Origin of the sequence: Corynebacterium ihumii (assembly GCF_028609825.1) — a bacterium.
GTDB classification, from domain to species: Bacteria; Actinomycetota; Actinomycetes; order Mycobacteriales; family Mycobacteriaceae; genus Corynebacterium; species Corynebacterium afermentans.
On the sequence record NZ_CP063190.1, the window covers coordinates 528695 to 553051 of the forward strand.

General features: G+C 66.9%; 27 protein-coding genes. 19 read left to right on the top strand and 8 right to left on the bottom strand.

What is annotated here, in order from left to right; translation table 11 throughout:
- Positions 1-59: 59 nt before the first annotated feature.
- Positions 60-2240 carry a catalase gene (locus tag CIHUM_RS02630; protein ID WP_034997449.1) on the bottom strand — a complete coding sequence of 727 codons (2181 nt, stop codon included), beginning with the start codon at positions 2238-2240 and terminating at the stop codon, positions 60-62.
- Between the two features lie 95 nt (positions 2241-2335).
- On the opposite strand from CIHUM_RS02630, the gene CIHUM_RS02635 reads away from it, so the two are divergent.
- Together CIHUM_RS02635 and CIHUM_RS02640 are read left to right on the top strand one after the other, a co-directional pair.
- Positions 2336-3067: a biotin--[acetyl-CoA-carboxylase] ligase gene (locus CIHUM_RS02635; RefSeq protein ID WP_034997452.1), complete on the top strand. Its 732-nt coding sequence runs from the start codon at positions 2336-2338 to the stop codon at positions 3065-3067.
- A gap of 22 nt (positions 3068-3089) precedes the next feature.
- Positions 3090-3551, top strand: coding sequence for a hypothetical protein (locus tag CIHUM_RS02640; RefSeq protein WP_034997453.1), 462 nt, complete (start codon positions 3090-3092; stop codon positions 3549-3551).
- 9 nt (positions 3552-3560) lie between these two features.
- On the opposite strand, the gene budA is transcribed toward CIHUM_RS02640, so the two are convergent.
- Positions 3561-4295 (bottom strand): acetolactate decarboxylase, encoded by a 735-nt coding sequence (budA, locus tag CIHUM_RS02645; protein WP_034997456.1) that lies wholly within the window; start codon positions 4293-4295, stop codon positions 3561-3563.
- A 58-nt stretch (positions 4296-4353) separates the two neighbouring features.
- On the opposite strand from budA, the gene CIHUM_RS02650 reads away from it, so the two are divergent.
- The 4 genes from CIHUM_RS02650 (at position 4354) to CIHUM_RS11025 (ending at position 6745) form a co-directional block, all read left to right on the top strand.
- Positions 4354-5517, top strand: a complete 1164-nt coding sequence (locus tag CIHUM_RS02650) for a 5-(carboxyamino)imidazole ribonucleotide synthase (RefSeq protein WP_243427127.1) — start codon at positions 4354-4356, stop codon at positions 5515-5517.
- Positions 5518-5521: 4 nt separating this feature from the next.
- Positions 5522-6025: a 5-(carboxyamino)imidazole ribonucleotide mutase gene (purE, locus tag CIHUM_RS02655; RefSeq protein ID WP_034997460.1), complete on the top strand. Its 504-nt coding sequence runs from the start codon at positions 5522-5524 to the stop codon at positions 6023-6025.
- On the top strand, positions 6018-6485 hold the full coding sequence (locus tag CIHUM_RS02660; protein WP_034997462.1) for a YdcF family protein: 468 nt from the start codon (positions 6018-6020) through the stop codon (positions 6483-6485). Before purE ends, CIHUM_RS02660 begins: the two co-directional genes overlap by 8 nt.
- A gap of 134 nt (positions 6486-6619) precedes the next feature.
- Positions 6620-6745, top strand: a complete 126-nt coding sequence (locus tag CIHUM_RS11025) for a ribbon-helix-helix domain-containing protein (RefSeq protein ID WP_392389855.1) — start codon at positions 6620-6622, stop codon at positions 6743-6745.
- 96 nt (positions 6746-6841) lie between these two features.
- Here CIHUM_RS11025 and CIHUM_RS02670 read toward each other — a convergent pair whose 3' ends face one another.
- The 4 genes from CIHUM_RS02670 to CIHUM_RS02685 all read right to left on the bottom strand — a co-directional run bounded on the left by CIHUM_RS02670 (position 6842) and on the right by CIHUM_RS02685 (position 9719).
- Positions 6842-7162 (bottom strand): hypothetical protein, encoded by a 321-nt coding sequence (locus tag CIHUM_RS02670; RefSeq protein ID WP_034997465.1) that lies wholly within the window; start codon positions 7160-7162, stop codon positions 6842-6844.
- Positions 7163-7268: 106 nt separating this feature from the next.
- Entirely contained in the window at positions 7269-7928 is a 660-nt protein-coding gene (locus CIHUM_RS02675) for a TIGR03089 family protein (RefSeq protein ID WP_034997467.1), read from the bottom strand.
- 27 nt (positions 7929-7955) lie between these two features.
- Positions 7956-8087 carry an AbgT family transporter gene (locus tag CIHUM_RS02680; protein ID WP_286361204.1) on the bottom strand — a complete coding sequence of 44 codons (132 nt, stop codon included), beginning with the start codon at positions 8085-8087 and terminating at the stop codon, positions 7956-7958.
- A gap of 24 nt (positions 8088-8111) precedes the next feature.
- Positions 8112-9719: an LCP family protein gene (locus CIHUM_RS02685; protein WP_034997470.1), complete on the bottom strand. Its 1608-nt coding sequence runs from the start codon at positions 9717-9719 to the stop codon at positions 8112-8114.
- Positions 9720-9815: 96 nt separating this feature from the next.
- Between CIHUM_RS02685 and CIHUM_RS02690 the strand changes: the two genes are divergently transcribed.
- From CIHUM_RS02690 to CIHUM_RS02700, 3 genes are all read left to right on the top strand, one after another.
- Positions 9816-10748 carry a glycosyltransferase family 2 protein gene (locus CIHUM_RS02690; protein ID WP_051106300.1) on the top strand — a complete coding sequence of 311 codons (933 nt, stop codon included), beginning with the start codon at positions 9816-9818 and terminating at the stop codon, positions 10746-10748.
- A 36-nt stretch (positions 10749-10784) separates the two neighbouring features.
- Positions 10785-11903 (top strand): mannose-1-phosphate guanylyltransferase, encoded by a 1119-nt coding sequence (manB, locus tag CIHUM_RS02695; protein ID WP_034997472.1) that lies wholly within the window; start codon positions 10785-10787, stop codon positions 11901-11903.
- Between the two features lie 328 nt (positions 11904-12231).
- On the top strand, positions 12232-12480 hold the full coding sequence (locus tag CIHUM_RS02700; protein ID WP_172796738.1) for a WhiB family transcriptional regulator: 249 nt from the start codon (positions 12232-12234) through the stop codon (positions 12478-12480).
- A 4-nt stretch (positions 12481-12484) separates the two neighbouring features.
- On the opposite strand, the gene CIHUM_RS02705 is transcribed toward CIHUM_RS02700, so the two are convergent.
- Positions 12485-12958, bottom strand: coding sequence for a metallopeptidase family protein (locus tag CIHUM_RS02705; protein WP_034997476.1), 474 nt, complete (start codon positions 12956-12958; stop codon positions 12485-12487).
- 93 nt (positions 12959-13051) lie between these two features.
- Between CIHUM_RS02705 and CIHUM_RS02710 the strand changes: the two genes are divergently transcribed.
- From CIHUM_RS02710 to manA, 4 genes are read left to right on the top strand one after another with little or no spacing between them, the layout of a single operon-like run.
- Positions 13052-13516, top strand: coding sequence for a DUF3499 domain-containing protein (locus tag CIHUM_RS02710; protein WP_074431968.1), 465 nt, complete (start codon positions 13052-13054; stop codon positions 13514-13516).
- A 60-nt stretch (positions 13517-13576) separates the two neighbouring features.
- On the top strand, positions 13577-14947 hold the full coding sequence (locus CIHUM_RS02715) for a phosphomannomutase/phosphoglucomutase (protein ID WP_034997480.1): 1371 nt from the start codon (positions 13577-13579) through the stop codon (positions 14945-14947).
- Between the two features lie 25 nt (positions 14948-14972).
- Positions 14973-15971, top strand: coding sequence for a hypothetical protein (locus tag CIHUM_RS02720; RefSeq protein WP_034997482.1), 999 nt, complete (start codon positions 14973-14975; stop codon positions 15969-15971).
- Between the two features lie 10 nt (positions 15972-15981).
- Positions 15982-17163 carry a mannose-6-phosphate isomerase, class I gene (gene manA, locus CIHUM_RS02725; protein ID WP_034997487.1) on the top strand — a complete coding sequence of 394 codons (1182 nt, stop codon included), beginning with the start codon at positions 15982-15984 and terminating at the stop codon, positions 17161-17163.
- A gap of 29 nt (positions 17164-17192) precedes the next feature.
- Here the strand turns inward: manA and CIHUM_RS02730 are convergent, their stop codons facing one another.
- Complete coding sequence (locus tag CIHUM_RS02730; RefSeq protein ID WP_148363827.1) at positions 17193-18305, bottom strand: hypothetical protein; 1113 nt, start codon at positions 18303-18305, stop codon at positions 17193-17195.
- A 224-nt stretch (positions 18306-18529) separates the two neighbouring features.
- Between CIHUM_RS02730 and CIHUM_RS02735 the strand changes: the two genes are divergently transcribed.
- The 6 genes from CIHUM_RS02735 to CIHUM_RS02760 are packed head-to-tail and all read left to right on the top strand — an operon-like array spanning position 18530 to position 24232.
- Positions 18530-18880: a hypothetical protein gene (locus CIHUM_RS02735; RefSeq protein WP_034997493.1), complete on the top strand. Its 351-nt coding sequence runs from the start codon at positions 18530-18532 to the stop codon at positions 18878-18880.
- Positions 18881-18884: 4 nt separating this feature from the next.
- Positions 18885-19493 carry a dTMP kinase gene (locus CIHUM_RS02740; protein WP_034997494.1) on the top strand — a complete coding sequence of 203 codons (609 nt, stop codon included), beginning with the start codon at positions 18885-18887 and terminating at the stop codon, positions 19491-19493.
- Positions 19494-19544: 51 nt separating this feature from the next.
- On the top strand, positions 19545-20228 hold the full coding sequence (mtrA, locus tag CIHUM_RS02745; RefSeq protein ID WP_034997497.1) for an MtrAB system response regulator MtrA: 684 nt from the start codon (positions 19545-19547) through the stop codon (positions 20226-20228).
- Between the two features lie 33 nt (positions 20229-20261).
- On the top strand, positions 20262-21899 hold the full coding sequence (gene mtrB / locus CIHUM_RS02750) for an MtrAB system histidine kinase MtrB (protein WP_207875242.1): 1638 nt from the start codon (positions 20262-20264) through the stop codon (positions 21897-21899).
- Positions 21892-23595, top strand: a complete 1704-nt coding sequence (gene lpqB / locus CIHUM_RS02755; protein ID WP_034997500.1) for an MtrAB system accessory lipoprotein LpqB — start codon at positions 21892-21894, stop codon at positions 23593-23595. The genes mtrB and lpqB overlap by 8 nt, the downstream gene beginning before the upstream one ends.
- Positions 23596-23605: 10 nt before the next feature.
- Positions 23606-24232: a ComF family protein gene (locus tag CIHUM_RS02760; RefSeq protein ID WP_034997502.1), complete on the top strand. Its 627-nt coding sequence runs from the start codon at positions 23606-23608 to the stop codon at positions 24230-24232.
- Positions 24233-24357: the final 125 nt, after the last annotated feature.

Consider the following 24357-nt stretch of genomic DNA (forward strand, 5'->3'; position numbering starts at 1 on the left):
AGATGCCCCACGCCGGAAATCCGGTGTGGGGCATCGCATCGTCTTAAGAGAGGAAGAAATTAACGCTCCCAGACGCGGTGGGAAGCCAGCAGCTCCTTGACCGGATCGGCCGCGGCGTCGGCGGTGTCGACGGCGACAATGCCCTTCTGGTCCGCCGGCACGCGGGCGCCCCCGAGCGCCTCCTTGCCGGTAGCACCCACGGCGATGATGGCCTTCTTGTGGCGCTCGAGCTCGCCGAGCATCGTGTTCACGTCGGTGTTTGCCGGCGGGTTGACCACCACGGCGGCGTCGAACTCGATGGAGCTGGCGGTCAGGTACGTGCGCGAGATGGACACGTCCTTGCCGCCAATCTTCACGGCCCCGCCCTTTTCGGCGACGAGCAGTGGGGTGGTGCCGGCGGCGAAGAGGTCGTCGACAAGCTTGCCCACGGCATCCGCGGAATCGCCCAGGTCGGTGGAGATGAGCACGCCGACCTGGCGGCCGTCGATAGGCCAGGTGCCGCCCATCTGGGACAGCGCCTCGGACGGTGTCACGTCCGCGACATCCTGCTTCTCCGGGTGCGGCAGGCCGAGGTTGTCGGCCACGGCCTCCGCGAGGGCCTGGTCCACGTGCGCGAGCACATCGAGGTAGCGCACCTTGACGGTCTCCTCGTAGCACTTGCCCAGCTCGAAGGACAGGGCCTGGGTGAGGTGGTCCTGCTCGATATCGGTCAGCGAGATGTAGAACTGGCGCGCCTGGGAGAAGTGGTCGTCGAAGGACGCGGGCTGTTCACGGGTGATCTTGCCTTCCACGGCGACGGGAACGTCGATAAATGCGCCCTCGTCCACGGTGGCCTCGGCCGGGTTGTTCTCGTCCAGCGAGTTCGGCTTGTAGGGCGCCACGCCGGTGTGGGAGCCGACCTGGTGCATGCCATCGCGCAAGTTGTCGTTCACCGGCGCCTGCGGGCGGTTGATCGGCAGCTGCGCAAAGTTCGGCCCACCCAGACGGGAAATCTGGGTGTCCAGGTAGGAAAACAGGCGGCCCTGCAGCAGCGGGTCGGCGGTGACGTCGATGCCCGGGGGCAGGTGCGACGGGCAGAACGCGACCTGCTCAACCTCTTCGAAGTAGTTGCGCGGGTTCTTGTTCAGCGTCATCGTGCCGATGATCTCCACCGGCGCCAGCTCCTCGGGCACGAGCTTGGTCGGGTCCAGCAGGTCGATGCCCTCGAACATCTGGTCCTCCGTGTCCGGGAAGACCTGCACGCCCAAGTCCCACTGCGGGTAGGCGCCGGCCTCGATGGCGTCGTAAAGATCGCGGCGGTGGAAATCCGGGTCCATGCCGCCGGTGATCTGCGCTTCTTCCCACACCTGGGAGTGCACGCCGAACTTCGGCTTCCAGTGGAACTTGACCAGGGTAGTCTCGCCCGCGTCGTTAATGAAGCGGAACGTGTGGATGCCAAAGCCTTCCATCATGCGCAGCGAGCGCGGAATACCGCGGTCCGACATGTTCCACAGCGTGTGGTGGGTCGCCTCGGTGTGCAGACCGACGAAGTCCCAGAACGTGTCGTGCGCCGACTGCGCCTGCGGGATCTCGCGGTCCGGGTGCGGCTTACCCGCGTGGATGACGTCAGGGAACTTGATGGCGTCCTGGATGAAAAACACCGGGATGTTGTTGCCCACCAGGTCCCAGTTGCCCTCTTCGGTGTAGAACTTTGTCGCCCAGCCGCGGGTATCGCGCACGGAGTCGGCGGAGCCGCGGGAGCCCAGTACGGTGGAAAAACGCACGAAGACCGGAGTCTCAGCGTCCTTCTTAAACACCTTGGCCTTGGAGATCTTCGACGCGTTGCCGTTGGCCACGAACGTGCCGTGGGCACCCACACCGCGCGCGTGGACGGCGCGCTCCGGGATGCGCTCGTGGTCGAAGTGGGTGATCTTCTCACGGAAGTGGTGGTCCTGCATCAGCAGCGGGCCACGCTCGCCGGCGCGCAGCGACTTCGAGGTCTCGGACAGGCGCGCACCCTGAGCGGTGGTGAGGTACTCGCCTTGCTGCGTGCGCGGATCCGGGGAATCCGAACCGGCACCGAAGTGGAACGGGCAACCGGTGGCAGAAACTGCGGCCGGCGGCTGCTGCGCGTCGGTGTCCTGCGGCGGGGTGGTCTTGCCGTCGGGCTGCGAAACGCCCGGTGTTGCGGCACCCGGCTTACCGGGGGCGTTATCGCCTGCCGGCGATGCTGCGTTAGTGGATGGGGTCTTGTTGCTCATTGCAGTTCAACCTCTCAAGGTATGGCAGTAGGTGCCCGTTCGAGCGTAGTGATGCGCGCGCCGTGGGGCCGTGAAAAATTACTACGCTCGTCCACATGAGTGTGCGAAACGTGCAGCGAATCCAGGACGAAGTAGCCGAGTACTGGCCGAACGTGCGGTGGGTGGAATCCACCGGCTCCACCAACGCCGACCTGCTCAACGACAACGCCGCGCCGGGCACGGTGCTCATCGCCGACGAGCAGACCGCCGGCAAGGGGCGGCTGGGGCGGCAGTGGGTCACGCCGAAAGGCTCCCAGTTGGCCATGAGCATGGTGGTGGAAGTGCCGGAGACGCCGCCGCCGTTCGGCCTGCTGTCCATCGCGCCGGGCGTGGCGGTGACTGACGTGGTGCCGCAGGCGCGGCTGAAGTGGCCCAACGACGTGCAGATCGGCGGCAAGAAAATCGCCGGGATCCTCTCCGCGCTGGACATGCCGCGCGTGATCGTGGGCATCGGCATCAACGTGGTCATGCGGCCCGAGGACCTGCCCGTAGAGACCGCAACGGCGCTCAACCTCGAGGGGCTGGACGTGGATTTCGACGATTTCACCGCCGACGTCCTGCGCGCGATGGGCAAGCGGCTGACCCAGTGGCGCGAGGGCGACCCGCAGCTTTTGGAGGACTACCGCGCGGTGTGTTCCACCATCGGCCAGAGCGTGCGCCTGGAGATGCGCGAGGGCGAGGAGACCGTCACCGGCACCGTCACCGGGGTCAACGACGAGGGCGAGGTGCTTATCGACGGCTCCGCTTTCTCCGTCGGCGACGTCCACCATCTGCGGCCGACGTCCTAGGCGTGCAGTACCCTGCCTGTTTATGGCTGGCAAAGCACCGTTTCGCGTCGGCGGGGACGAAGTCGTCCTCGCCGACGTGTGCGCGCCGCTTTCCGCGCTGACCATCCCGCTGCTCGAGCTGGTGGCCGTCACCGGTGTGGCCTGGATGGCCGTCGGCTGGATGGACGTGACCCCGCACGTGGACCCGGGCCTGCGCAACATCGTGGTGTTGATCTGGGCGCTGATCGTGCTGTGGCGGTTCATCGTCCCGCTGGTGGCGTCCAGGCGCCGGCGCTTCATCGTCACCGACAAGCGCATCCTGGCCCGCGGCAGGCGCGGTGCGGTGGATTCCATCCCGCTGCGCCAGATCCACTCCGTGCGCCGCGAGCGCGGCGGCATCAACGTGGCGGTGTACGGCTACGCGCAGCCGATCGTGTTCGAGCGGGTGGGCAAGACGCGCGCGGTGGAGAAAGTGCTGCAGCGCGCGCTCGACGCGGCGCGCTAAACCCAAGCGCTACTTGTACCCCTTGATCTCTGTGGTGTGCAGCTGCTCGTCCAAGTCCTCGGGGGAGAGCTTGCCGCCCAAGAACTCCGCGGTGACCGGCAGGTGCAGCTCCATGTCGGTGCCGGGGCACAGCTCGATCACGGCCTCGTCCACCGTGTAGTCCAGCACGTGGCCGCCGCGCGAGTGCTCGTTATCGATGAAGTGCACGTGGCAGCCCGGCACGCCGATGCCCTTGGCGTACATAGGGGTGCGGAAACCCCCGATGACGCCCTCGACGTCGGTGAAGACGTGCTCCGCGTCGTCGGAAACCGCCTCCGACATCGGCGGGTACGGCTTTTCCTGCTTGGTCACCGTGCGCACCACCACTTCCTTGAACCGCCCGGTGATTTTCACGGCGGTGAAGAAGTTGTGGCTCGGCTCGGTGTCGTCGATGAATTTGGCCAGCTCGGAGCGGACCATGCCTGCGGGGGCGTCGAAACGCATCCGCGGCACGAAGTTGGTCACCACGGTAAACGGGGTGCGTTGGTCCAAATCGGCCACGCGCGCTTTGCCGTCGGAGGTGAGCTGGTGGCACACCCCGTCCAGGATGAGCATCTCGCCGTCGAGGGCGTCGAAGGTGCCCAGGCCGAAGTTGCCTTTGCTCAAGATGTCGCCGATGGTCAGCTCGCCGTCGTAGATGCCGTCGAGAAGCGCGGTCATCAGCGAGTTCTGGAAGATTGTGTGGCGGGCGATCGTTTCAGACATGGCTGCGATGCTAGTCGGAGCGGCGACTACAGTGTGCAGAGTGAGTAACGCCTATGGGATGCCCGTCGTCGCCGTCATCGGCGACGGCCAATTGGCACGGATGATGCAGACGGAAGCGATCGAGCTCGGCGTGGAGACCCGCGTGCTGGCCGCAAGCGAGGACGCCTCGGCCGCGCAGGTTTTCCGCGACGTGCGGCTCGGCGACTACACCACCTTCGAGGACCTGCGCGCGATCGTGGACGGCGCGGATGCGGCCACCTTCGACCACGAGCATGTGCCCAATGAGTACGCACAGTTGCTTATCGACGAAGGCGTAGCCGTCGAACCCCGCCCCGATGCCTTGATCTACGCCCAGGACAAACTCGAGCAGCGCCGCCGCCTGTCCGAGGCCGGCCTGCCGGTGCCGGCGTTCGCGGCGATCGAGTCGGCCGCGGACGCCGAGGCGTTCTGGGACGAGACCGGCGGCCAGGTGTGTCTGAAGGCCACCCGTGGCGGCTATGACGGACACGGGGTGTGGTTCCCGTCGTCGCGCGCAGAGTGCGCCGAGCTGGTTGAGGAACTTCTGGGCCGCGATCTGCCGCTGATGGCGGAGAAGAAGGTCGCGTTCACCCGCGAACTGTCCGCGATGGTAGCGCGCAACCGCTCCGGCGACGTGCGTGCCTGGCCGGTGGTGGAGTCCCGCCAGGACGGCGGGATCTGCCGCGTGGCCATCGCTCCCGCGCCGGGCATGTCCGCGGAGCTGGCGGCGAGCTGCGAGGAGCTCGCCGTGCGCGTTGCCGAGGGCTTGGGCGTAACCGGTGTTCTGGCCGTGGAGCTGTTCGAGTACGTCGGCGACAACGGCCCCGAGGTCTCCGTCAACGAGTTGGCCATGCGCCCGCACAACACCGGCCACTGGACCCAGGACGGGTGCGTGACCTCCCAGTTCGAGCAGCATGTTCGGGCGGTACTGGATTGGCCGTTAGGTGCCGTCGATAAGCTTTCGCCCGCAACCGTCATGGTTAACACCCTCGGCGGCGACGAAGACCCCGCCGTACCGATGGCCGAGCGCGTCGTCGAAGTGATGCGCAAGTACCCGCAGGCCAAGGTGCACCTCTACGGCAAAGACCACCGCCCCGGGCGCAAGATGGGGCACATCAATGTGTGTGCGGACAGCGTCGACGACGCGCTCGCCGTGGCGGAGGACGCCGCGCACTACATCATCCACGCAACCTGGAAGGACTAGACACATGGCACAGCCAGTCGTTGGCATCATCATGGGCTCCGACTCGGACTGGGACACCGTCGCCCCAGCCGCCGAGGTGCTCGCCGAATTCGGCATCCCCTTCGAGGTAGGGGTGGTCTCCGCGCACCGCACGCCCGAGAAGATGCTGGCGTACGCCAAGGAAGCGCACACGCGCGACCTGCAGGTGATCATCGCCTGCGCAGGCGGTGCCGCGCACCTGCCGGGCATGGTGGCCGCGGCGACCCCGCTGCCGGTGATCGGCATCCCGCGCGCCCTGGACACCCTCGACGGGCTGGACTCGCTGCTGTCCATCGTGCAGATGCCGGGTGGGGTGCCGGTGGCCACCGTCTCCATCGGCGGCGCGAAGAACGCAGGTTTGCTCGCCGCGCGCATCCTGGGTGCGGCCGACCCGTCAGTGCAGCGCAAGATGGTGGACTACCAGGTGCGCATGGCTGCGCAGGTGGAGCGTAAGGACGAGGCGCTGCGTCAGCGCCTGATGGGTGAGTAACCCAATCGTCGTGCTGGGCGCCCGCATCGTCGACGGGCGGCCTTCGCGCATGCTCGAGTTCCGCCTGCGCCGTGCGCTCGAGGTGTGGAGTGCCGCTCCCGCGCCGCTGGTGGTCTCCGGATTTGGGGAGGCGGAGGTGATGGCCGACTGGTTGCTAGTCCACGGGGCGCCGGAGGCGTCGATCGTGCTGGAGCCTCAGGCGCGCTCCACCAACGAGAACATGGAGCGCTCCCGGGAGCTGTTCCCGGACGCTGCCTATCTCACCGTGGTGACCAGCGGTTTCCACGTTCTGCGCACCCGCGTGTGGGCGTGGCACTTGGGCATCCCGGTGCGCCTGGTGGCGGCGTCGACCCCGGAGACCTCTCGAGCGAAGAACTACGCGCGGGAGGTGGTGGCGCTGCCGCACTCCGTGGCGCGGGTGGCGTGGCGGCGCTTCGTGCGGCGCGTCTTCGGGCGGTAGGGGAGCGGAGTTTCTATACGAAATTTGCATGGAAAAGGGATGATGAGGCTGAAGCGGGGTACGACCTTTCGAAGCTGCCCGCTCCGCGCCGAGGTCGTCCACCAGTAGGTAGAGGTACAGGTACGGTCGTACCGGTGCGTCTCGACGACGAAACGATCGCCGCCCTCATGGCCCGCGCCGAAGCGGAGGGTCTGACCACCCGGTCGGATGCGATCCGTGAGGCTATCCGGCAATGGACTGGGGCGGACCTACGGAGCTAAACCCCGAGTAAGGGATCCAGAGTAAGGCCGATTTTGGGCCATGCTCTGGATCCCTTACTCGGGGTTTGTGGAATGGGGGTCGCGCGGCCGGAAGCGCTACTTCGGCAGGCCCGGCAGGTTCAGCCCCAGGTGCGGGCCAGCGAAATACAGGCCCGCGGCGCCGATGGTGGCCACAATGGCGATGATGCCGGCGAGCAGGCCGGCGAAACGCTCGGCGTTGTCGATCTCGTCCTGGGTGTACTCGGAGCTGCCCGGGCCGCTGGACTGCTTGCCCTGGTCGGTGGCTGCTTCGGTGTCCTTCGCCGGGGTGGCCGGGGCAGAAGCGTCCGCGGCGGTGGCCACCGGGGCGCCGCCTGCGACGAGGGCGACGGCGAGCGCGGGGGCGATGGCGCGGCGGGAGATGGAGCTGGTGAGCATGGGCGGTCCCTTCATGGGCGTGAGCACGGGTATATCCGCCACAGAATAACCGACTGAGTCGGTTGGACCCGCGACGACCCCGCGAGGGCTCGCGCCTACCCGGGCGTTACTGCCCGTCGATGAAGCGGGTGACCTTCTCCGCCTCGGCGATCTCCTGCAGCCGCTCGGCGGAGACCAGCCCGGTGACCACCACGACGGAGCCGCCGGCGGCGATGGGGCCGAGCACGTTCGCGGCGAACTCGCCGGTGGTGTGCCAGTCCTGCACCAGGTAGCGCTGCGCATCGAGGCCGGGCACCGCGAACGAGCTCAGCGCAGGGGATTGGCCGAAGTAGTCGTCGCCGTAGAAGCGCACGGTGGGTCCGAAGTCCACGGCGCCCACGGGAAGCTCGCCGCCGGCTTCCACCACTCCGCGGCCGAACGGGTCGTCGGAGACCACCACGCAATCGGGCACCTCGTTCCACCGCGCGGCACCGTCCAGGGTGGTGAAGATGAGGTCGGGGGCGGGGGCACCGGAGGCGTCGATAAGCGGGGTGCGCGAGGAGTTGTACGCGCCGATCGCGATGACCGCCGCTTGCCACGACACCGGCAGATCGATGGCGACCTCGTCGCCGGCGTCGAACTCCTCGTCGAGCATGTTGGCGACCTTGCTGGCCCAGTTGTCCAGCGTCTGCGCCGAAAAATCCATGCGCACGCCGCGCGAGTCGTCGTAGACGGTCAGGCGCGGCGTCGAGGGGTCGGTCTGCATCAGCGGTGCGAACATGCTCATGCCCGCCCATCGTAAGGGGCAATTGCTTTACGACGCCAACATGATCGACGCGCCCGGCCCCAACGGCAAGTCGAATTGGTACCAGATAAACAGCAGTACCACCCAGAACAGCCAGAACACCACGGTGAACACGATCAGGCGCGACATCAGGGTGCCGATGCCGGACTAGGTGTCGGGGTGGTGCTAGTTTACGCAGCGCGGGCTGTCGCCGTCGGCGGTGATCTCGGGGGCGATCTCGGTGGCACCGAAGTCCTCGCCTGGGGTGCCCACCGGCGCCTCCTGCTGTGCTTCCTCCGCGGTCATCACACCCGGTCCGGCGTAATCCTCGGCCACGACGGCCACTATCGTGCCCGGTTCGAGCGAGGCGTTGGCCACCACCGGCACACCGCCGAGGATGCGGGCGAGCTCCTGCGCGGCGGGATCGTTGGTGTCGGGCGCCACCACCTGGCTCTGGTAGTACAGGCCCTCCATGGCGTTTGCCACCTCGGAGACCTGGATGCCCTGGTTGGAAAGCTCCTCGCCGACGCGGCCGGCCTGGCCCGGCACGGCTCCGGCGTTGAGCACGATGACGTCCTGGGCGCCGAGCACCGTGGAATCTGCGGCGGGGGAGTTTGAAGTGTCGGTGTCGTTTTCCAGGCTGTCTTCCTGGTCGTCTTCCTGCGCGGGCTTCACCGAGTCCTCCATGAACTGGTGCACCTGGGACACGTCGACGGTGATGATGGACTCGCCGTAGTCGCCGATGCCGTTGACGGACGTGACCGGGATCGTGGTGAACGTGACATTGTCGCCGGCCAGGCCGGAGAGCTGCTGTGCGAAGCGGACCACGTCCCAGTCCTTGTCCAGCGTGACGGAGCGCTCCGCGGCGTTGGCGAGTTCGCGCAGGCGCGCCGGGTTGGTCAAGGTGCCCGCGGAGAGCATGTTGCGGACCAGCGACGCCATGAAGGTCTGCTGGCGGACAATGCGGTCGAGGTCGCCGCGGGGCAGGTCGTGGCGCTGACGCACAAAGGACAACGCCTGGGTTCCATTGAGCGTTTGAACACCGGCGGGGAAGTGGGCGCCGGACAGTGGCTCGTCCACCGCATTGTTCAGGCATACGGTCACGCCGCCCACGGCATCCGTGAGTAGGACGAAACCGAGCAGACCCACCTGCGCGAAGTGGTCGACCTCTACGCCGGTGAGGTTGGCCACTGCATCAATGAGCCCCTCTTGGCCGGCGCGGGCAACCTGCTGCTCCAGCTCCGGGCCCTCGGACATGCCGTCCTCTTCGACCAGCTCTTCGCGCTTGTCAGCGGCGTAGGCGCCGTAGGCACCGTTGATCTTAAGGTTGCCGTAGGTGGCGTCGTGGATGTAGGTGTCGCGGGGAATCGACACGGCCGTCGCCTTGGAGCCGTCCTCCGGGATACGGATCACCATGATGGTGTCGGTGTTGATCTCACCGTCGGCGATGCCGGCGTTGAGGCGGGCGAGCTCGTCCTCGCTTAAGGGGTTGCCCTGGGCGTCCGTGCGTGAGTCGGAGCCGACGAGCAGGATGTCCACTGCGCCGTCGAGCGCTGCGTCGTCCTTATTGCCTTTGCCCTTGGATTTGCTTTGGGAGCTGACATCGAGCTCCGAGGCGGAAAGCTGCCCGCCCAAGCGGCCGACGGCGAAGTAGCCGACGCCGGACAGGGTGATCGCCAGGGCAGAGACCACTGCTAGGACCCCTTTGACCACGGGGTGTCCGGATTGGGACACGTCTCGCGCTCGCGATGGTGCCGCCTGAATGTCGCGGGCACGCCGGTTGGGGTCAGTCACGCGGGGAAGTATACGACATCCCCTCTCGAATCCCTGCTGCAGTGCCTGTGCCGTACACCAATTTCGGCCCCACCGGTGGGTATGATTCCAGCCATTGTGAATGCAGACTTTCTCCACACACCTGAGGCAGCGGCGGGCGATCCGCCGCTTGCGGTGATTACGGTGACGTACTCGCCGGGCGAGCATCTGTCGCACCTGATTGACTCGCTCGACGCGGCGACGCGCGGCAAGGTGCACTTGGTCTGCGCGGATAACGGCTCCACCGACGGCTCGCCGCAGCGCGCGGCCGCCGAGCACGAGCACGTGGAGTTTCTGCCCACCGGGGGAAACATCGGGTACGGGGCGGCGATTAATGTCGCGGCCGCGGCGCTGAGGAAACGTCGAGAAGCAAATGTAATCCGAAGCGACTACTTCCTCATCGTCAACCCTGACGTTGAGTTCGGCCCGGGCAGCATCGACGAGCTGATCCGCTGCATCGACGCCGCGCCCGAAGCAGGTGCGGCGGGCCCACGCATCGAGGAAGCGGACGGCTCCGCGTACCCCAGCGCGCGCGAGGTGCCAGGACTTGCAACGGGTATCGGGCATGCATTGCTTTACGACGTCTGGCCGCGCAACCCCTTTTCCTGCGCATACAAAGCAGACGCGAACATGCACGTCCAGCGCACCGCAGGGTGGCTCTCCGGCGCGTGCCTGCTGGTGCGGTGGGAAGCCTTCGACGCCATCGGCGGCTTCGACGAGCGCTACTTCATGTACCTAGAAGACATCGACTTCGGCGACAGGCTTTCGCGCGCCGGGTGGGATAACTTGTACTGCCCGTCGTCGGTGATCTTGCACGATCAGGGCCATGTGGCGGGCAAGTTCCGTAAGGTCACGGTGCCCGCGCACCACGGCTCGGCCTACCGCTTCCAGCGCGACAGGCACCCGCACCCGTGGCAGGCCCCGCTGCGTTGGGCGCTGTGGCTCGGGCTGAAAGTCCGCGGGGCGTTCCAGCTTGGGCTTCGCAAGCCGAGCCGGTGCAACAAAACTTAAAGAGAACTCCAGTAGGCAGGAAGAAAAGGACGAGCAATGGCAACTTCGGAGCACATCGGCGCCGCACAGGCGACCGACGGGGCAGTGGCAGAGATGGATGCGGTGATCCTGGTGGGCGGGCGCGGCACGCGCCTGCGCCCGCTGACGGTGTCGACACCGAAGCCGATGCTGCCCACCGCGGGGTACCCATTCCTGGCGCACCTGCTGGCCCGAATCAAGGCCGCCGGCATGCACCACGTCGTGCTGGGCACGTCCTACAAGGCTGAGGTGTTCGAGGAGTACTTCGGCGACGGCTCCGAATTCGGCCTGCAGATCGAGTACGTGGTGGAGGAGGAAGCCCTCGGCACCGGCGGCGGCATCCGCAACGTTTTGGACAAGCTGCGCTACGACAACGCCATGGTGTTCAACGGCGATGTCCTCTCCGGCGCGGACCTGTCCGCCATCGCCTCCACCCACGTTGACAAGGACGCGGACGTCACGCTGCACCTGGTGCGCGTGCCGGATCCGCGCGCGTTCGGCTCGGTGCCGACGGACGAGGACGGCAACGTGCTTGCGTTTTTGGAGAAGACGGAGGACCCGCCGACCGACCAGATCAACGCCGGCTGCTACGTGTTCAAGCGCTCCGTGATCGAGCAGATCCCGGCCGACCGCGTGGTCTCGGTGGAGCGCGAGACCTTCCCGGGCCTGCTGTCTTCCGGCGCGAAGGTGGTCGGGCACGTGGATTCTTCCTACTGGCGCGACATGGGCCGCCCAGACGATTTCGTCCAGGGGTCCTCGGATGTGGTGCGAGGCATCGCATACTCGCCGTTGCTGGAGGGGCGCACGGGCGAGTCGCTTGTGGACGACTCCGCTGGCATCGCGCACGGCGTCATCCTCATGGGCGGCACCGCTGTGGGCCGCGGCTGCGAGATCGGCGCCGGCTCGCGCGTGGACGATTCCGTGATCTTCGACGGCGTCACCATCGAGCCCGGTGCGATGGTGCGCAACTCCATTATCGCGGCAGGTGCGACGATCGGCGCGAACGCGCGTGTCACGGACTGCGTGATTGGCGACGGCGCTCGGATCGGGGCGCGTTGCGAGCTGCAGGCGGGCATGCGCGTGTGGCCGGGCGTGGAAATTCCGGATTCGGGAGTGCGTTTCTCTCCGGACGCGTAAGCGACACGCCAAAACCGGCAAATAGTTGCTCAAATCCCCGGCGCTACTAGATGTAGTACCCCCTATGTCCACCCCCATCTTCCCTCGTATGTGACTGATGTGACTCGTGTGACGAGCGACGTGGGAATTGGGGAGCGCAGGCCGGAAACTGCGGAATTCTGGTTGCGGCTATTTAGTGTCGCGGTGTGTAATCACAACAGTGTTATCCGCAGAACCCATCAGCCGGGAACTGCGGTCACCACTCTTATACGACCGACAAGCAACTAAGGAAGGTAATGGCGTGGAAAACCAGGCAGACGCCACCCTCCGCGGCGCAGCCGCAGGAGGGATGACCCTCGACGAGTTGTTCGGCGCCGTCGAGCAGGAGTGGCAGGATCAGGCACTGTGTGCCCAGACCGACCCGGAGGCGTTCTTCCCTGAGAAGGGCGGCTCGACTCGCGAGGCAAAGCGAATCTGCAAGGCGTGCGCCGTGCGCGACGAGTGCTTGGAATACGCGCTCGAGCACGACGAACGTTTCGGGATTTGGGGCGGACTCTCCGACCGTGAGCGCCGCCGCCTGAAAAAGCAGATCAGCTAGGGCCCTACCAGGGGAAGTCTGGGGAGATAGTCCTCGGATCCAAGTTGAGGTAATTGGCCACAAGAGCGGTCAGAACCCAAGTAAGGAGTTCTGACCGCTCTTGTGTTGTCGAGGTGCGGTGCTCGATAGGCATGCGAAACACCACGAAGCGCGCCCGTGTGGGGTTGCCCTGCCTGTCCACGCCCGCCTGCAAGACGCGACCGAGCGGCACCGGGCCGTCGGCGATGATCTCGTCCGGCAGCACCGTCATGTCAGGGCTCAACCGCATCCGCGGAATGGTGTCGACGGCGAGGTCGACGCCGGCCAGCTCGCTGAAGTACTGGTTATGAAGCGGCGCGTATGCGTCGATGACCAGTTGGTCGAATGCATTGGCGCGGGTGCGATACCGCGGCACACCGACCGGCAGGATGGGCCCGCGCACGCCCCGGCCGTGGCGGTTGCGGGCCGGTTGCACGTGGGAAGGGCGAGTGGCGCTCATAGCTGGCAATGCTATTTCGCGGCGCAGCAAAGGTGGCGTGGGCGCGCCGCGTTGCACTATCGAAATCTCAATGTGGGGTTTAGACTTGGCGCCGTGAATATCTACCGCCGTTGTTGCCGCCCAGGGTGCGGTCGGCCCGCCGTGGCCACGCTGATCTACGCGTACGCGGATTCGACGGCAGTGGTCGGACCGCTCGCGCCCGCCCCGGACCCGCACGCCTGGGATCTTTGCGAACACCATTCCGCGCACATCACCGCACCGGTGGGCTGGGAGCTGGTCCGCGTCGAGCACGTCGAGCTCGACGACGATTTGGACGACGAAAGCACCGACATCACCGCGCTCGCGGAGGCAGTGCGCGAAGCGGGGCGTGTGACCACCGGGCTGGTGGAAACAGGCCAGGACCCGATCGAGTATTCGGCGGACAAGGACTTCAACAACCCGGACACCTCCAACCACCCGGTGCACCGCACGAAGCGGGTGGAAGAGCAGATAGCTGCGGCCAAGGCGGCGCGGCGCTCCCACCTGCGCATCGTGCCAGACCCGGAGGCTGAGCAGTAGCAGCGGTGACCAAAGCGGTCTGCGCAGGATCGCGTCGGGGAGCGCGATAAGATACCGCGCATGGCTATTAAGCACACGAACGAGACGCTGAAGAGCGTTATCAAGGCGTACGACGTTCGCGGCGTCGTTGGCGAGACCATCGACGAGGACTTCGTCCGCACCGCGGGCGCGGCGTTCGCGCACATCCTGCGCGGGGAGGGGGAGACCCGCATTGCGGTCGGCCACGACATGCGCCCGTCCTCGCCCGCGCTTGCAAACGCCTTCGCGGAAGGCGCCGCCAGCCAGGGCCTCAACGTGACCCTGCTGGGACTGACGTCTACCGACGAGCTGTATTTCGTCGCTGGCACGATGCGCTGCGCCGGCGCGATGTTTACCGCTTCGCACAACCCGGCGCAGTACAACGGCATCAAGCTCTGCCGCGCGGGTGCGACCCCGGTGTCCACGGAAACGGGCCTGGGCGAGATCGCCCGCATGATCCTCGAGGGTGTGCCGGGGTATGAGGGGGAACCTGGGGACGTCGATAAGCATGACGCCCTGGATGAGTACGCCTCCTACCTGCGCGAGCTTGTGCCGGTTCCTGCGCGCCGCAAGCTTGTTGTGGCGGTGGACGCGGCTAACGGCATGGGCGGCATGACGGTGCCGGCGGTGCTGGGGGATATGGACATCCGCCCGCTGTACTTCGAGCTCGACGGCACCTTCCCCAACCACGAGGCGAACCCGCTGGACCCGAAGAACCTGGTTGACCTGCAGAAGTTCACCGTGGAGCAGGGGGCCGACATCGGTCTCGCCTTCGACGGGGACGCGGACCGCTGCTTCGTGGTAGACGAGCGCGGCGAGGCCGTCTCCCCGTCCGCGATCACCGCGCTGATCGCCATCCGCACGCTCAAGCAGCACCCGGGCGCGACGATCATCCACAACCTGATCACCTCCCGCGCCGTGCCGGAGCTGATTGAAGAGCACGGCGGCAACGCGGTGCGCACGCGTGTGGGGCACTCCTACATCAAGGCGCAGATGGCGGAGCATTCCGCGCTGTTCGGCGGCGAGCACTCCGCGCACTACTACTTCTCGGAGTTCTTCAACGCCGACTCCGGGCTCGTCGCCGCGCTGCACGTGCTGGCCGCGCTGGCGGAGCAGGACGCGCCGCTGAGCGAGATGATGGGCGCCTACGAGCGCTACACCGCCTCCGGCGAGATCAACTCCGAGGTCGCCGACCAGGCCGCCGCCACGCAGCGCGTGGTGGACGCATTTGCGGACCGCACGGAATCCGTGGACACCCTCGACGGCGTCACCGTGCAGCTCAAAGACTCCAAGGCCTGGTTCAACGTGCGCGCCTCCAACACCGAGCCGCTGCTCCGCCTCAACGCCGAGGCGCCGACCCGCGACGAAGTGGACGCGCTGACCGAGGAAATCCTCGGCATCATCCGCGCTTGAGGTTCCCCGCGTACGCTCGCGGGGTATGAGCGGATTTTCCAGGGAAGACGCCCTGTTTTTCGACATCGCCCACGAGGGCGCCCAGCTCCGTGCCGTGGGCCAGGCGACGCACCTGCTCGAAGGCTTGCGCGGGCTGCAGCCCCGCAGCGTGGTTGTGCTGGCCACCGACCAGGTCGCGGCGGCCGCGGCGCGTGCGGTGGCAACCTTTGCCGCCCCGCTCGAGGTGCCGGTGGTGGTTGTGGACGTGCTGCCGGCGTACGTCGGGGCGCTCGATGTCGTGGTGGTTGTGGGCGACAACGCCGGACGCGAGACGGACCTGCGCGGTTTGCTCACCGCGGTGGACCGCGGCGCAGAGACCATCCTCGCCGGTCCGAATCAGGGGCCCTTGCTTGAAGACGCACCACAGGCCACCACCGTCATTCCCGCCCTGCCCGACACTGCTGGCGCCTCCCCGCTGCGCACGTGCGCCGTCGTGGGTGCGGTGCTGCTTGCGCTGCGCCAGCCGGCCGAGGTGGTGGCGGAGCGCTTCGAGCTGCTGGCGTCTGAAGTGGACGCGGAGCTCGAGTCTGTCTCGCCGCGGCGCGACGTGGCGGTCAACGCCGCGCGCAAACTGCGCGCCCAGCTTGACGGCGCTCGGGTGCTGCACACCGGATTCGGTCCGGCAGGCAGTGCGGTGGCGGAGCTTGTCGCGGCGCTGTGGTCCACACACGGCATCCCCGCGTCCTTTGTGGACCACCACGAGCTTCCCTTTGCCGTCGAGCGTGCTCAGGAGGGTAATTCCGCCTCCTCCGCGGACGATATCTTCCACGACCCCTACCTCGACGGCCCCGCGAAGCTGGTAGGTTTAACAACCGTTGTTTGGACGTGCGAGGCCACCGATCCGGTGGCCCCGGCAGGCAGCCAGATGGAATCTGTGGAGACTGAAGCGGATGATCTGGCGGCCCGCGCGGCACGCCTGGTTGCCCGGGCCTACGCGGTAACGGCGCTTGCTGCCGACGCCGATGCCGCCGCCACGAAGGAGTAGAAGGAGAACCATGGAGCACCTCGAAGGAGCTCTGCGCCCCTACCCCTGGGGCTCTCACACGTTGATCGCCCAGCTGCGCGGCGAGCCTTCGCCGAGCCCGCAGCCGCAGGCGGAACTCTGGTTTGGTGCCCACCCGGCCGCCCCGGCGACGGTGAACGGGCAAGGCTTGGACGAAGCCATTGCCGCCGACCCGGCCGCCGCGCTGGGCAAAAGGGTCACAGAAGCGCACGACGACCAATTGCCGTTTCTGGTCAAGCTGCTCGCTGCGGCCGCGCCCTTGAGCATCCAGGCCCACCCCTCGCTGGAGCAGGCACAGGAAGGCTTTGCGCGCGAAAACACCGAGGGCATCGCGTTGAACAGCCCGAACCGCAACTACAAGGATCCGAACCACAAGCCCGAGCTCATTGTCGCGCTGACCGAGTTCCGCGCGTTGGCCGGGTTCCGTCCGGTTCCGGACACCGCCGCGTTTTTTGCCGAGCTCGGCAGCGCGGAGCTGGACCGCTACGCCACCTTGCTGCCCACGGACGGCGAGGGCGATCTGCGCGCATTGTTTACCACCCTGATTTCGCTGCCGCACCAGCCGCGGGTGGAGTTGATCGAATCGGTGCAGCGCGCGGCGGAAGAGCTCGTCGACCAGCACTCAGCCCCTGCATGGATGGTAGACGCGGCCGAGGTCTACCTCGAGCTCAACCGGGCCTACCCGGGCGATGTGGGCGTGTTGGCGGCGTTGCTGCTGAACGTGCTCACGCTCGCGCCCGGCGAGGCGGCGTTTTTGCGTGCCGGCCAGCTTCACGCCTACCTGTCGGGGCTGGGCGTGGAGGTCATGGCTAACTCCGACAACGTGCTGCGAGGTGGGCTGACCACCAAGCATGTGGACGTGCCGGAGCTGGTGAAGGTGCTGGACTTCAGCACCTTGGAAAACCCGCGGGCAGAGGCGGCCCCGTCGCACGGCGGCGTGGAGTTCCAGCTTCCGGTGGACAGTTTCGCGGTGCGCGTGCATTCGCTTGCCCACGGCGAGACGCTGGTCATCGACGAAGACGGCCCCGCGATTGTGCTGTGCACCTCCGGCGAGGTGCGCGGCGCCGACGGGTTTGTGCTGTCCCAGGGCAACGCAGCTTGGGCGCCGGCGAGCGAAAGGGAAGTGCAGCTGACCGCCGAGGGCGCGGCCCAGGTGTTTGTGGCTACGGCCTAACGGCTACGCGGCCCTCAACGCTGCGTGGTTTAGCGGCCGGTGATCTTGTCCAACACGCCGCGGGCCGTCATGCCTTCATCTTCCTTCGGGTAGCCCGCAACGTCTTCCTTGCCCGCCACACGGGTCGGCGCCGAGGGCTCCTCCGCAGCGGTGGCCTCCGGGGTCACCTGCGATGCGGGAGCGGAGTCGGCGTCGCCGGTGATTTCGGCGCCCGCGGACGGCTGTGCCGCCTCGCCTGCGCCTTCAAGCCGCGTCTTTGGCGCCGGGCTCTGCGGCGCCTCCTGTGCGTGAGAAGACTCTTGCTCCGACGATTCTCCCACCTGGACGCCGGCCGCGCCGCCCGTGTCGCCCGAGTCGCCCATGTCATCGGGGCCGTGCGATGGGCCCGAGCCGTTGCCCGGCTGCGGCGTCTGCTCTGACTCGTCGGACGCTTCAGTGGTCTGCGGCTGTTCCGGCTGCTTCGACGGCTCCTGTGCCGGGGTGCGCGTCGGCTCGGTGGCCTCCGACGGCTGTGCTTCGGACCCACCAGGTGCCGGCGTAGCAGGGGTGCTCGGCTGCGCTGCGCTGCTCTCACCCGGCTCGCGCGGCGGGGTGCTGCCCGGCGTCTGCTGGGAGGAAGTGCGCGTGCTGGTTTGTGCGCCCGCCGGGGTTGGCTCTGCCGCCGGGTTGGCGCCCTGCGGCGCTGACTGCGGACGGGCAGGGGAGGGCACGATGTTGGACGGGCGGTACACGCGGGACGGCTGCCCCGACTCCGGTGCCGGAGCAACCACAGCGTGCGGCGGCAGGTACGGGTCCTGCGCCGCGTTGTAGCCGGTGGGCACGGCAGCGCCGGCGCGTCCTTCGTCGGAGCTGGCTCGACCGGCATCGCCCGCGCCGCGGTTGGCGTTGCGTCCGTTGTCGGCGGCGCTTGCAGGGCTGCGCACGGTCCGGGTGTGTGTCTGGTTCTCCGTCACCGTTTCCGTTGTCGGGCTCGATGTGGTGGGCGTGGCGCTGGCGTCGGTGGTTCCAGCGGCTTCCGCGGTGAAACCGGCGCGGTTGTTCTGCCCGGCCGAGGAGGTGGCCCACACGGTGAACCCGACGAGGGTGGCAAGGAGCGCACCAGCGCCGATGAACACGGCTACCCGGCGTGCTGTCCCTTCCACGGTGGCTCCTCCCACGGGGCGTTTCGACCCCGCGTAGTAGTTACAAATTGATAACGTTTTGCGTTGTAGCACTGTTTATAGCACGCGGATGGTAAATGCGGAACCCCCGCGCGGCGAGTCGATGCGCGTTCTGCTGCCCCGGGGGCGCGTTTTGCCGTATACAGATGGGTGTAACGCAACGCGCGGGCGCCCGCTCGCGCACTATCTATGGAAGGAGCGCCGCAGTGAGCACTTGGGACGAGCAGATTTTCACGGTCGATGCCAACACCGACTTCCTGGACGAGCTGGTCGATCTTGATTTCGACGAGGTTTTCGAGGCGGTCCGTGATGCGGTCCTCCTCGCTGCCAAGCAGGATCCGAGCGAAGATGAGCTCCTTAACGGCCAGGCTGCGGCCACGATCGCCGCGATTTGGGCGGGTGCGCCGTTTTCTGCCGGCGAGATCGCTGAGACCTACCCGTTTATCCGTATGCGTCCGGACGAGATGGACGAGCAGCTAGTTGAGTCCGCGGCCGCCGTGCTCGAGGAGGCGGACACCGAGCAGGATCTGGAGCAGTTCCTCGAGGCGTTGGCGTAACTGCATGATTGTCGCTGTTGAAGGCATAGATGGTGCCGGCAAAAACACGCTTGTCACCGCGCTCAAAGAGCGCTTCGGTGCCGAGACCTTGGCGTTTCCTCGCTATGAGACGTCCGTCCACGCCCAGCTGGCGCAAGACGCCCTGCACGGGCGCATGGGCGATCTGACAGATTCCGCGTTCGGCATGGCCACCATGTTCGCGTTGGACAGGCATGGGGCGAAGCAGCTTCTCGACGGCTTCGCTGGCCGACGAGACCGCATTATCATCCTGGACCGCTACGTGGCGTCCAACGCGGCGTACACCAGCGCCCGCACGGGTGATACCGCCGCGGTGAAGTGGGTGCACGACTTGGAGTTTGAGAAGTTGGGGCTGCCCAAGCCGGATCTGCAGGTTCTGGTGGACACCACCCCGGATGTTGCCCGCGAGCGCGCGGAGGCGCGCGAGGAGCAGGACGCAACGCGCACCCGCGACCGCTACGAGCGCGACGTGGCTCTGCAGGTGGCGACCTTCCAGGCATATTCGGAGCTGGCGGAGCACAACTGGGTGAGCCGGTGGCTTCGCACCGCAGATCCGGCGGTTATCATGCAGGCAGTGAGCGAGCTGACGGAGTAGAAGAGCAGTTCAAGCTCAGCGGCTCAGCGCGAAAAGGATGGAGGAGGACGCATGGCACCGAAGATCCTTGTGGTGGACGACGACCCGGCGATCAACGAGATGCTGACAATCGTGTTGGAGGCCGAAGGTTTCCAAACCAGCTCCGTGACGGACGGTGTTGAGGCGGTGCCTGCCTTCCGCTCGTTCGACCCGGACCTGATCCTTTTGGATCTGATGCTGCCGGGCATGAACGGCATCGACATCTGCCGCGAGATCCGCAAGGAGTCCGCGGTGCCAGTGGTTATGCTCACCGCCAAAACGGACACGGTGGACGTGGTGCTGGGTTTGGAGTCCGGCGCGGACGACTACATCACCAAACCGTTCAAGCCGAAAGAGCTCGTTGCCCGCATCCGCGCGCGCCTGCGCCGCACCGACGAGACCCCGGCAGACGTGTTCGAGGTCGGCGACCTGACTGTGGACGTGCCGCAGCACACCGTCACCCGCGGCGACGAGGAAATCCAGCTCACACCCCTGGAGTTCGACCTCTTGGTGGAGATGGCGCGCAAGCCCAACCAGGTGCACTCGCGCGAGGAACTGCTGGAGTCCGTGTGGGGCTACCGCAACGCCTCCGACACCCGCCTGGTCAACGTGCACGTGCAGCGTCTGCGCTCCAAGATCGAGCACGACCAGGAGAACCCGGAGATTATCCTCACCGTGCGCGGTGTGGGCTACAAAACCGGTAAGTCGGAGGTGTAGCACCTGGACGCCATACGTCGTGCTAGCGACCGAGTGCGGCACGCCTGGTCCACGAAGCTGCAGGTCCGCTTCGTGGGCACGGTGCTGCTGGTGTCCACGGTCGTGATGTCTGTGCTTGGCTTCGCGCTGGCGTCCGTTGTCACGGACCGCATTACCGCGGCCAAGGTTGAAACCGCCAGTGTGGAAATTGAGCGTGCCCGCTCGACCGTGGATTACCAGCTGGCCAACTCTGGGTCTTCTGCATCCTTGCAGGCGCGGCTGAATTCGGCGCGCGCCGGGTTGACGCAGCGCGTGCAGGAAAGCGGCGACTCCGCCAGCTTCTACGAGCCGGTGTTGGTGGTCGAAGCCCCGAACGGCTCCGTGACCTCCTCGCCGGAGGCATACCAGATTCCGAAGCGGCTGGGCGACTATGTCAGGGACGGCAACGTGGCGTACCAGTTCGCCACCGTGGAGCGCCCGGACGGTTCGGCCTACGACGCGCTGATTGTGGGAACCCCGACCAACGCGGACATCCCCAACCTTCGCCTCTATCTGGTGATGAACATGGAAAGCGAAGCCTCCACCGTGGCGCTCATGCGCGGCATTTTGGCGTCTGCCGCGGTGATCGTCGTGGTGCTGTTGATGGGCATCTCTTGGCTCGCGTCCCAGCAGATTGTGGCGCCGGTGCGCTCCGCCTCGCGCACCGCGCAACGTTTCGCATCCGGGCACTTGCGGGAGCGAATGCCTGTCGACGGCGAGGACGAGATGGCCGTGCTAGCCATGTCCTTCAACGACATGGCGGACACCCTAAGCAAGCAGATTGCCAACCTGGAGGAGTACGGCTCGCTGCAGCGCCAGTTCACCTCTGACGTCTCACACGAGCTGCGCACCCCGCTAACCACGGTCCGTATGGCGGCGGATTTGATCGCCGCGAATGAGGATTCGCTGGAGCCGGCGACCAAGCGTGCCTCGCAGCTGATGATCAGCGAGCTGGACCGCTTCGAGGCGTTGCTCAACGACCTGTTGGAGATCTCCCGCCACGACGCCGGCGTGGCCGAGTTGTCCTCCGCGAACGTGGATGCCCGCCAGCCGGTGGAATCCGCCTGGCAGCAAACCCAGCACCTAGCCGAAGAGCTGGACGTGGACGTCATCTTCGACATTCCTGACGAGCCGCAGACTTTGGAAGGCGATGCCCGCCGCATCGAGCGTGTCGTGCGAAACCTCATCGCGAACGCCATCGACCATTCCGAAGGCAACCCGGTCACCGTGCGCATGCGTTCCAACGACGAGGCAGTGGCTATCACCGTCACCGACGGTGGTGTGGGCCTGAAGTCGGGCGAAGAAGACTTGGTGTTCAACCGGTTTTGGCGCGCCGATAAGTCCCGCAAGCGCCACTCCGGCGGCACGGGCTTGGGTCTGGCCATCGCCCGGGAGGATGCGCAGCTGCACGGCGGCACGCTCGACGCGGTCGGCGAATTCGGTGTGGGCTCGCAGTTCCGCCTGGTGCTGCCGCGCCACCTAGAAGCCGGGTTCACCGAGGCCCCGCTTCCGCTCGAGGCGCCGCGCGCTACCGCACCAGAGTCTGCAGAACCACTTGACGGCGCAGAAAACCCTGCCGACAGCGCTGAAGGATTTGGCGGGGAAGGCGGAGCCGTCGATAAGCGAGAGCCCCAGGAGGACACCAATGCGTAAAACCCTTGCCTGCCTCATGGTTGCGCTGACGGCGCTGACCACTAGCTGCGCCTCGCTGCCCACGAACTCGGCGCCGCACGTCATCCGCTCCTTCACGCCCGATGAGACCGAAACGCAGGACGCCGGTCCGAAGGACGGACAAGAGCCGGACCTTTTGCTCCGCGATTTTTACCACGCATCCGCGACACCCGACGGCGACTACGAGGCAGCGCGCGCCTACCTCACCGAGGGTGCCTCCACGGCGTGGGACCCGACCGGCCAACAGCTCGTCGTGGACAGCATCGGCATGACCACGCTGCCGGGTTCCTCAGTGGGGCAGCGCAGCTTCGCGGTGCACGGCCAGGTTGTCGGCACGGTGCGCCCCGGCGGTTCCTACTCGCCGGAGCGGGGAGACTACGAGGCCACCATCGACATGGAGATGGTCGACGGGCAGTGGCGCATCTCCTCGCTGCCGGAAGGCGTGGTCTTTGAGCGCACGGAGTTGCGCAACCAGTACCAGCCGTACAACCTGTACTTCTTCGACCAGGACGACCAGGAGCTTGTCACGGACCGTCGCTGGGTGCATTCGCGCCGCGAAACCCTGGCCAGCGACCTTATCGGCCTGCTCATGGAGGGCCCCTCCGAGCGTCTGCGCCCCGCATTGACCGGCTCGCTGCCATCGAGAGTGACGTACACGGGCGAGCGCGACGGCATCTACACCTTCAGCGGTTTTTCCGGAGTGAGTGAGGATGAGCGCGCCCGTTTCGCGGCCCAGGTTGTGTGGACGCTCGCGTCTGCGGGGGTGACCGGCCCGTACATGCTGGAGGCTGACGGGCAATCGCTTATCGACGGCACCGCCGCCCTGGACACCGATGACTTCATCGCCGCGAGCCCCCTGGTGGAGACGGTGGGGGAGACCAAGCTCTACGCCCTGTCCAGCGGCAATGTTGTGCAGGTGGACGAGCGCTCCACGCACCCGGTGGAGGGCAGCCTCGGCGCAGCCGGCGATGTGTCCTCGGTGGACATCGCCGGCGGCGGTGAGTGGGCCGCCATCTTTGGCAAACCCGGCGACGATGAGGACGATATCTTCCGCGTGGGAACCTTCGAGGGTGCTGAAGCGGAAGTCATGCGCGCGGGCACGTTTACCCGCCCCGCGTTCGAACCCGACGCGGCCGCGGTGTGGACGGTGGTCGACGGCAAGCAGATCCTGCGCACGGTGAGATCCGCGGCCACCGGCAATCTGACCACCGGCGAGGTCAAAGTCGAACTGCCCAAGGGAGTGGACGGCAACATTTCCGTGCTGCGCCTGTCCCGCAGCGGCACCCGGGTAGTGATGGTCATCGACGGCAGCCTCTACACCGGGATTGTGCGCCGCCAGGCATCAGGCGAGCGCTCCATTGTCAACGTCTACGAGTACGCCCAAGAACTGGCCGGCAGCGTGATCGCCGCCGACTGGCGCCCGGACGGATCCCTGCTCGTTGGCACGACCTCCACCACGCCGGTGATGCGCGTGGAACAGGACGGCTCCTCCATGACTGCGATGTCCGCAGGCAACATCTCGGCGCCCGTGGTGGCGGTGGCGGCGTCGCCGAGCACCCTGTACGTCACCGACGCCAACGCGCTGCTGCAGATGCCGGCCTCCGGCGCAGACAACCCGATCTGGCGCGAGGTTCCCGGCCTGGAAGGCGTGCGCGCGCTGCCGATCATTTCGCGCTAGCCTTTCCCACATGGGGGAGATGTTCGGGCAGATCGGCGAGCTGCTGCTGCCGCGCAGATGCGCGGGCTGCCGCGCGCCGGGGCCGCTGCTGTGCCCTTCGTGCCGTAAGGGCCTGGCGACGCCACCGCAGCGGGTGTTTCCCAACACCACCCCGCACGCGCCGGTGTTCGCGCTCGGGCCGTACGCGGACCCGCACCGCGGGGTGATCCTGGCCATGAAGGAGCGAAACCACCTGGCGGTACGCCGCCACGTCGGCGCGGTGCTTGCGGCTGCGTTGGATTACTTGGAGGCGCGCGGCGAGATCCCCACCGGCGCGGTTTTAGTGCCGGCACCTACGCGCACTCGTTCCGCGCGGGCTCGCGGCGGCGACCCGGTGGAGCAGGTCTGCCGAGCCACCGGAAGGCAGGTCGCGCCCGTGCTGCGGTTGGACCCGCGGACGGCGGACCAGTCCGGCCTCGACGAAGCAGGCCGGCGGGCCAACCTGGCGGGGCGCGTGCAGATTTCCGGGGTGCCCGCCGGGCAGGTCGTGCTGGTGGACGACGTGGTCACCACCGGCGCAACGCTGCAGGCTAGCGCAGCTATTTTGATCTCGCGCGGGGCGGACGTCGCCGCGTGTGTGGCGCTGTGCGCGGCCTAGCCGGCGCCGGCGGGGTCGCTGCAGCCGGTGGCCCGCCGCAGGTTCACTCTCAGCGAGCGTTGTATAAAACCGGCTGAATTGGTCATAACCAGTTGTATAGTGGTGGTGGACACAGTTCCTACTAC

Excerpts from the sequence above, each read along its gene's own strand:
- CIHUM_RS02630 (WP_034997449.1), bottom strand. The coding sequence starts at position 2,240 with ATGAGCAACAAGACCCCATCCACTAACGCAGCATCGCCGGCAGGCGAT.
- CIHUM_RS02635 (WP_034997452.1), top strand. The coding sequence starts at position 2,336 with ATGAGTGTGCGAAACGTGCAGCGAATCCAGGACGAAGTAGCCGAGTAC.
- CIHUM_RS02640 (WP_034997453.1), top strand. The coding sequence starts at position 3,090 with ATGGCTGGCAAAGCACCGTTTCGCGTCGGCGGGGACGAAGTCGTCCTC.
- budA (WP_034997456.1), bottom strand. The coding sequence starts at position 4,295 with ATGTCTGAAACGATCGCCCGCCACACAATCTTCCAGAACTCGCTGATG.
- CIHUM_RS02650 (WP_243427127.1), top strand. The coding sequence starts at position 4,354 with ATGCCCGTCGTCGCCGTCATCGGCGACGGCCAATTGGCACGGATGATG.
- purE (WP_034997460.1), top strand. The coding sequence starts at position 5,522 with ATGGCACAGCCAGTCGTTGGCATCATCATGGGCTCCGACTCGGACTGG.
- CIHUM_RS02670 (WP_034997465.1), bottom strand. The coding sequence starts at position 7,162 with ATGCTCACCAGCTCCATCTCCCGCCGCGCCATCGCCCCCGCGCTCGCC.
- CIHUM_RS02675 (WP_034997467.1), bottom strand. The coding sequence starts at position 7,928 with ATGAGCATGTTCGCACCGCTGATGCAGACCGACCCCTCGACGCCGCGC.
- manB (WP_034997472.1), top strand. The coding sequence starts at position 10,785 with ATGGCAACTTCGGAGCACATCGGCGCCGCACAGGCGACCGACGGGGCA.
- CIHUM_RS02700 (WP_172796738.1), top strand. The coding sequence starts at position 12,232 with ATGACCCTCGACGAGTTGTTCGGCGCCGTCGAGCAGGAGTGGCAGGAT.
- CIHUM_RS02705 (WP_034997476.1), bottom strand. The coding sequence starts at position 12,958 with ATGAGCGCCACTCGCCCTTCCCACGTGCAACCGGCCCGCAACCGCCAC.
- CIHUM_RS02715 (WP_034997480.1), top strand. The coding sequence starts at position 13,577 with ATGGCTATTAAGCACACGAACGAGACGCTGAAGAGCGTTATCAAGGCG.
- CIHUM_RS02720 (WP_034997482.1), top strand. The coding sequence starts at position 14,973 with ATGAGCGGATTTTCCAGGGAAGACGCCCTGTTTTTCGACATCGCCCAC.
- manA (WP_034997487.1), top strand. The coding sequence starts at position 15,982 with ATGGAGCACCTCGAAGGAGCTCTGCGCCCCTACCCCTGGGGCTCTCAC.
- CIHUM_RS02740 (WP_034997494.1), top strand. The coding sequence starts at position 18,885 with ATGATTGTCGCTGTTGAAGGCATAGATGGTGCCGGCAAAAACACGCTT.
- mtrA (WP_034997497.1), top strand. The coding sequence starts at position 19,545 with ATGGCACCGAAGATCCTTGTGGTGGACGACGACCCGGCGATCAACGAG.
- lpqB (WP_034997500.1), top strand. The coding sequence starts at position 21,892 with ATGCGTAAAACCCTTGCCTGCCTCATGGTTGCGCTGACGGCGCTGACC.
- CIHUM_RS02760 (WP_034997502.1), top strand. The coding sequence starts at position 23,606 with ATGGGGGAGATGTTCGGGCAGATCGGCGAGCTGCTGCTGCCGCGCAGA.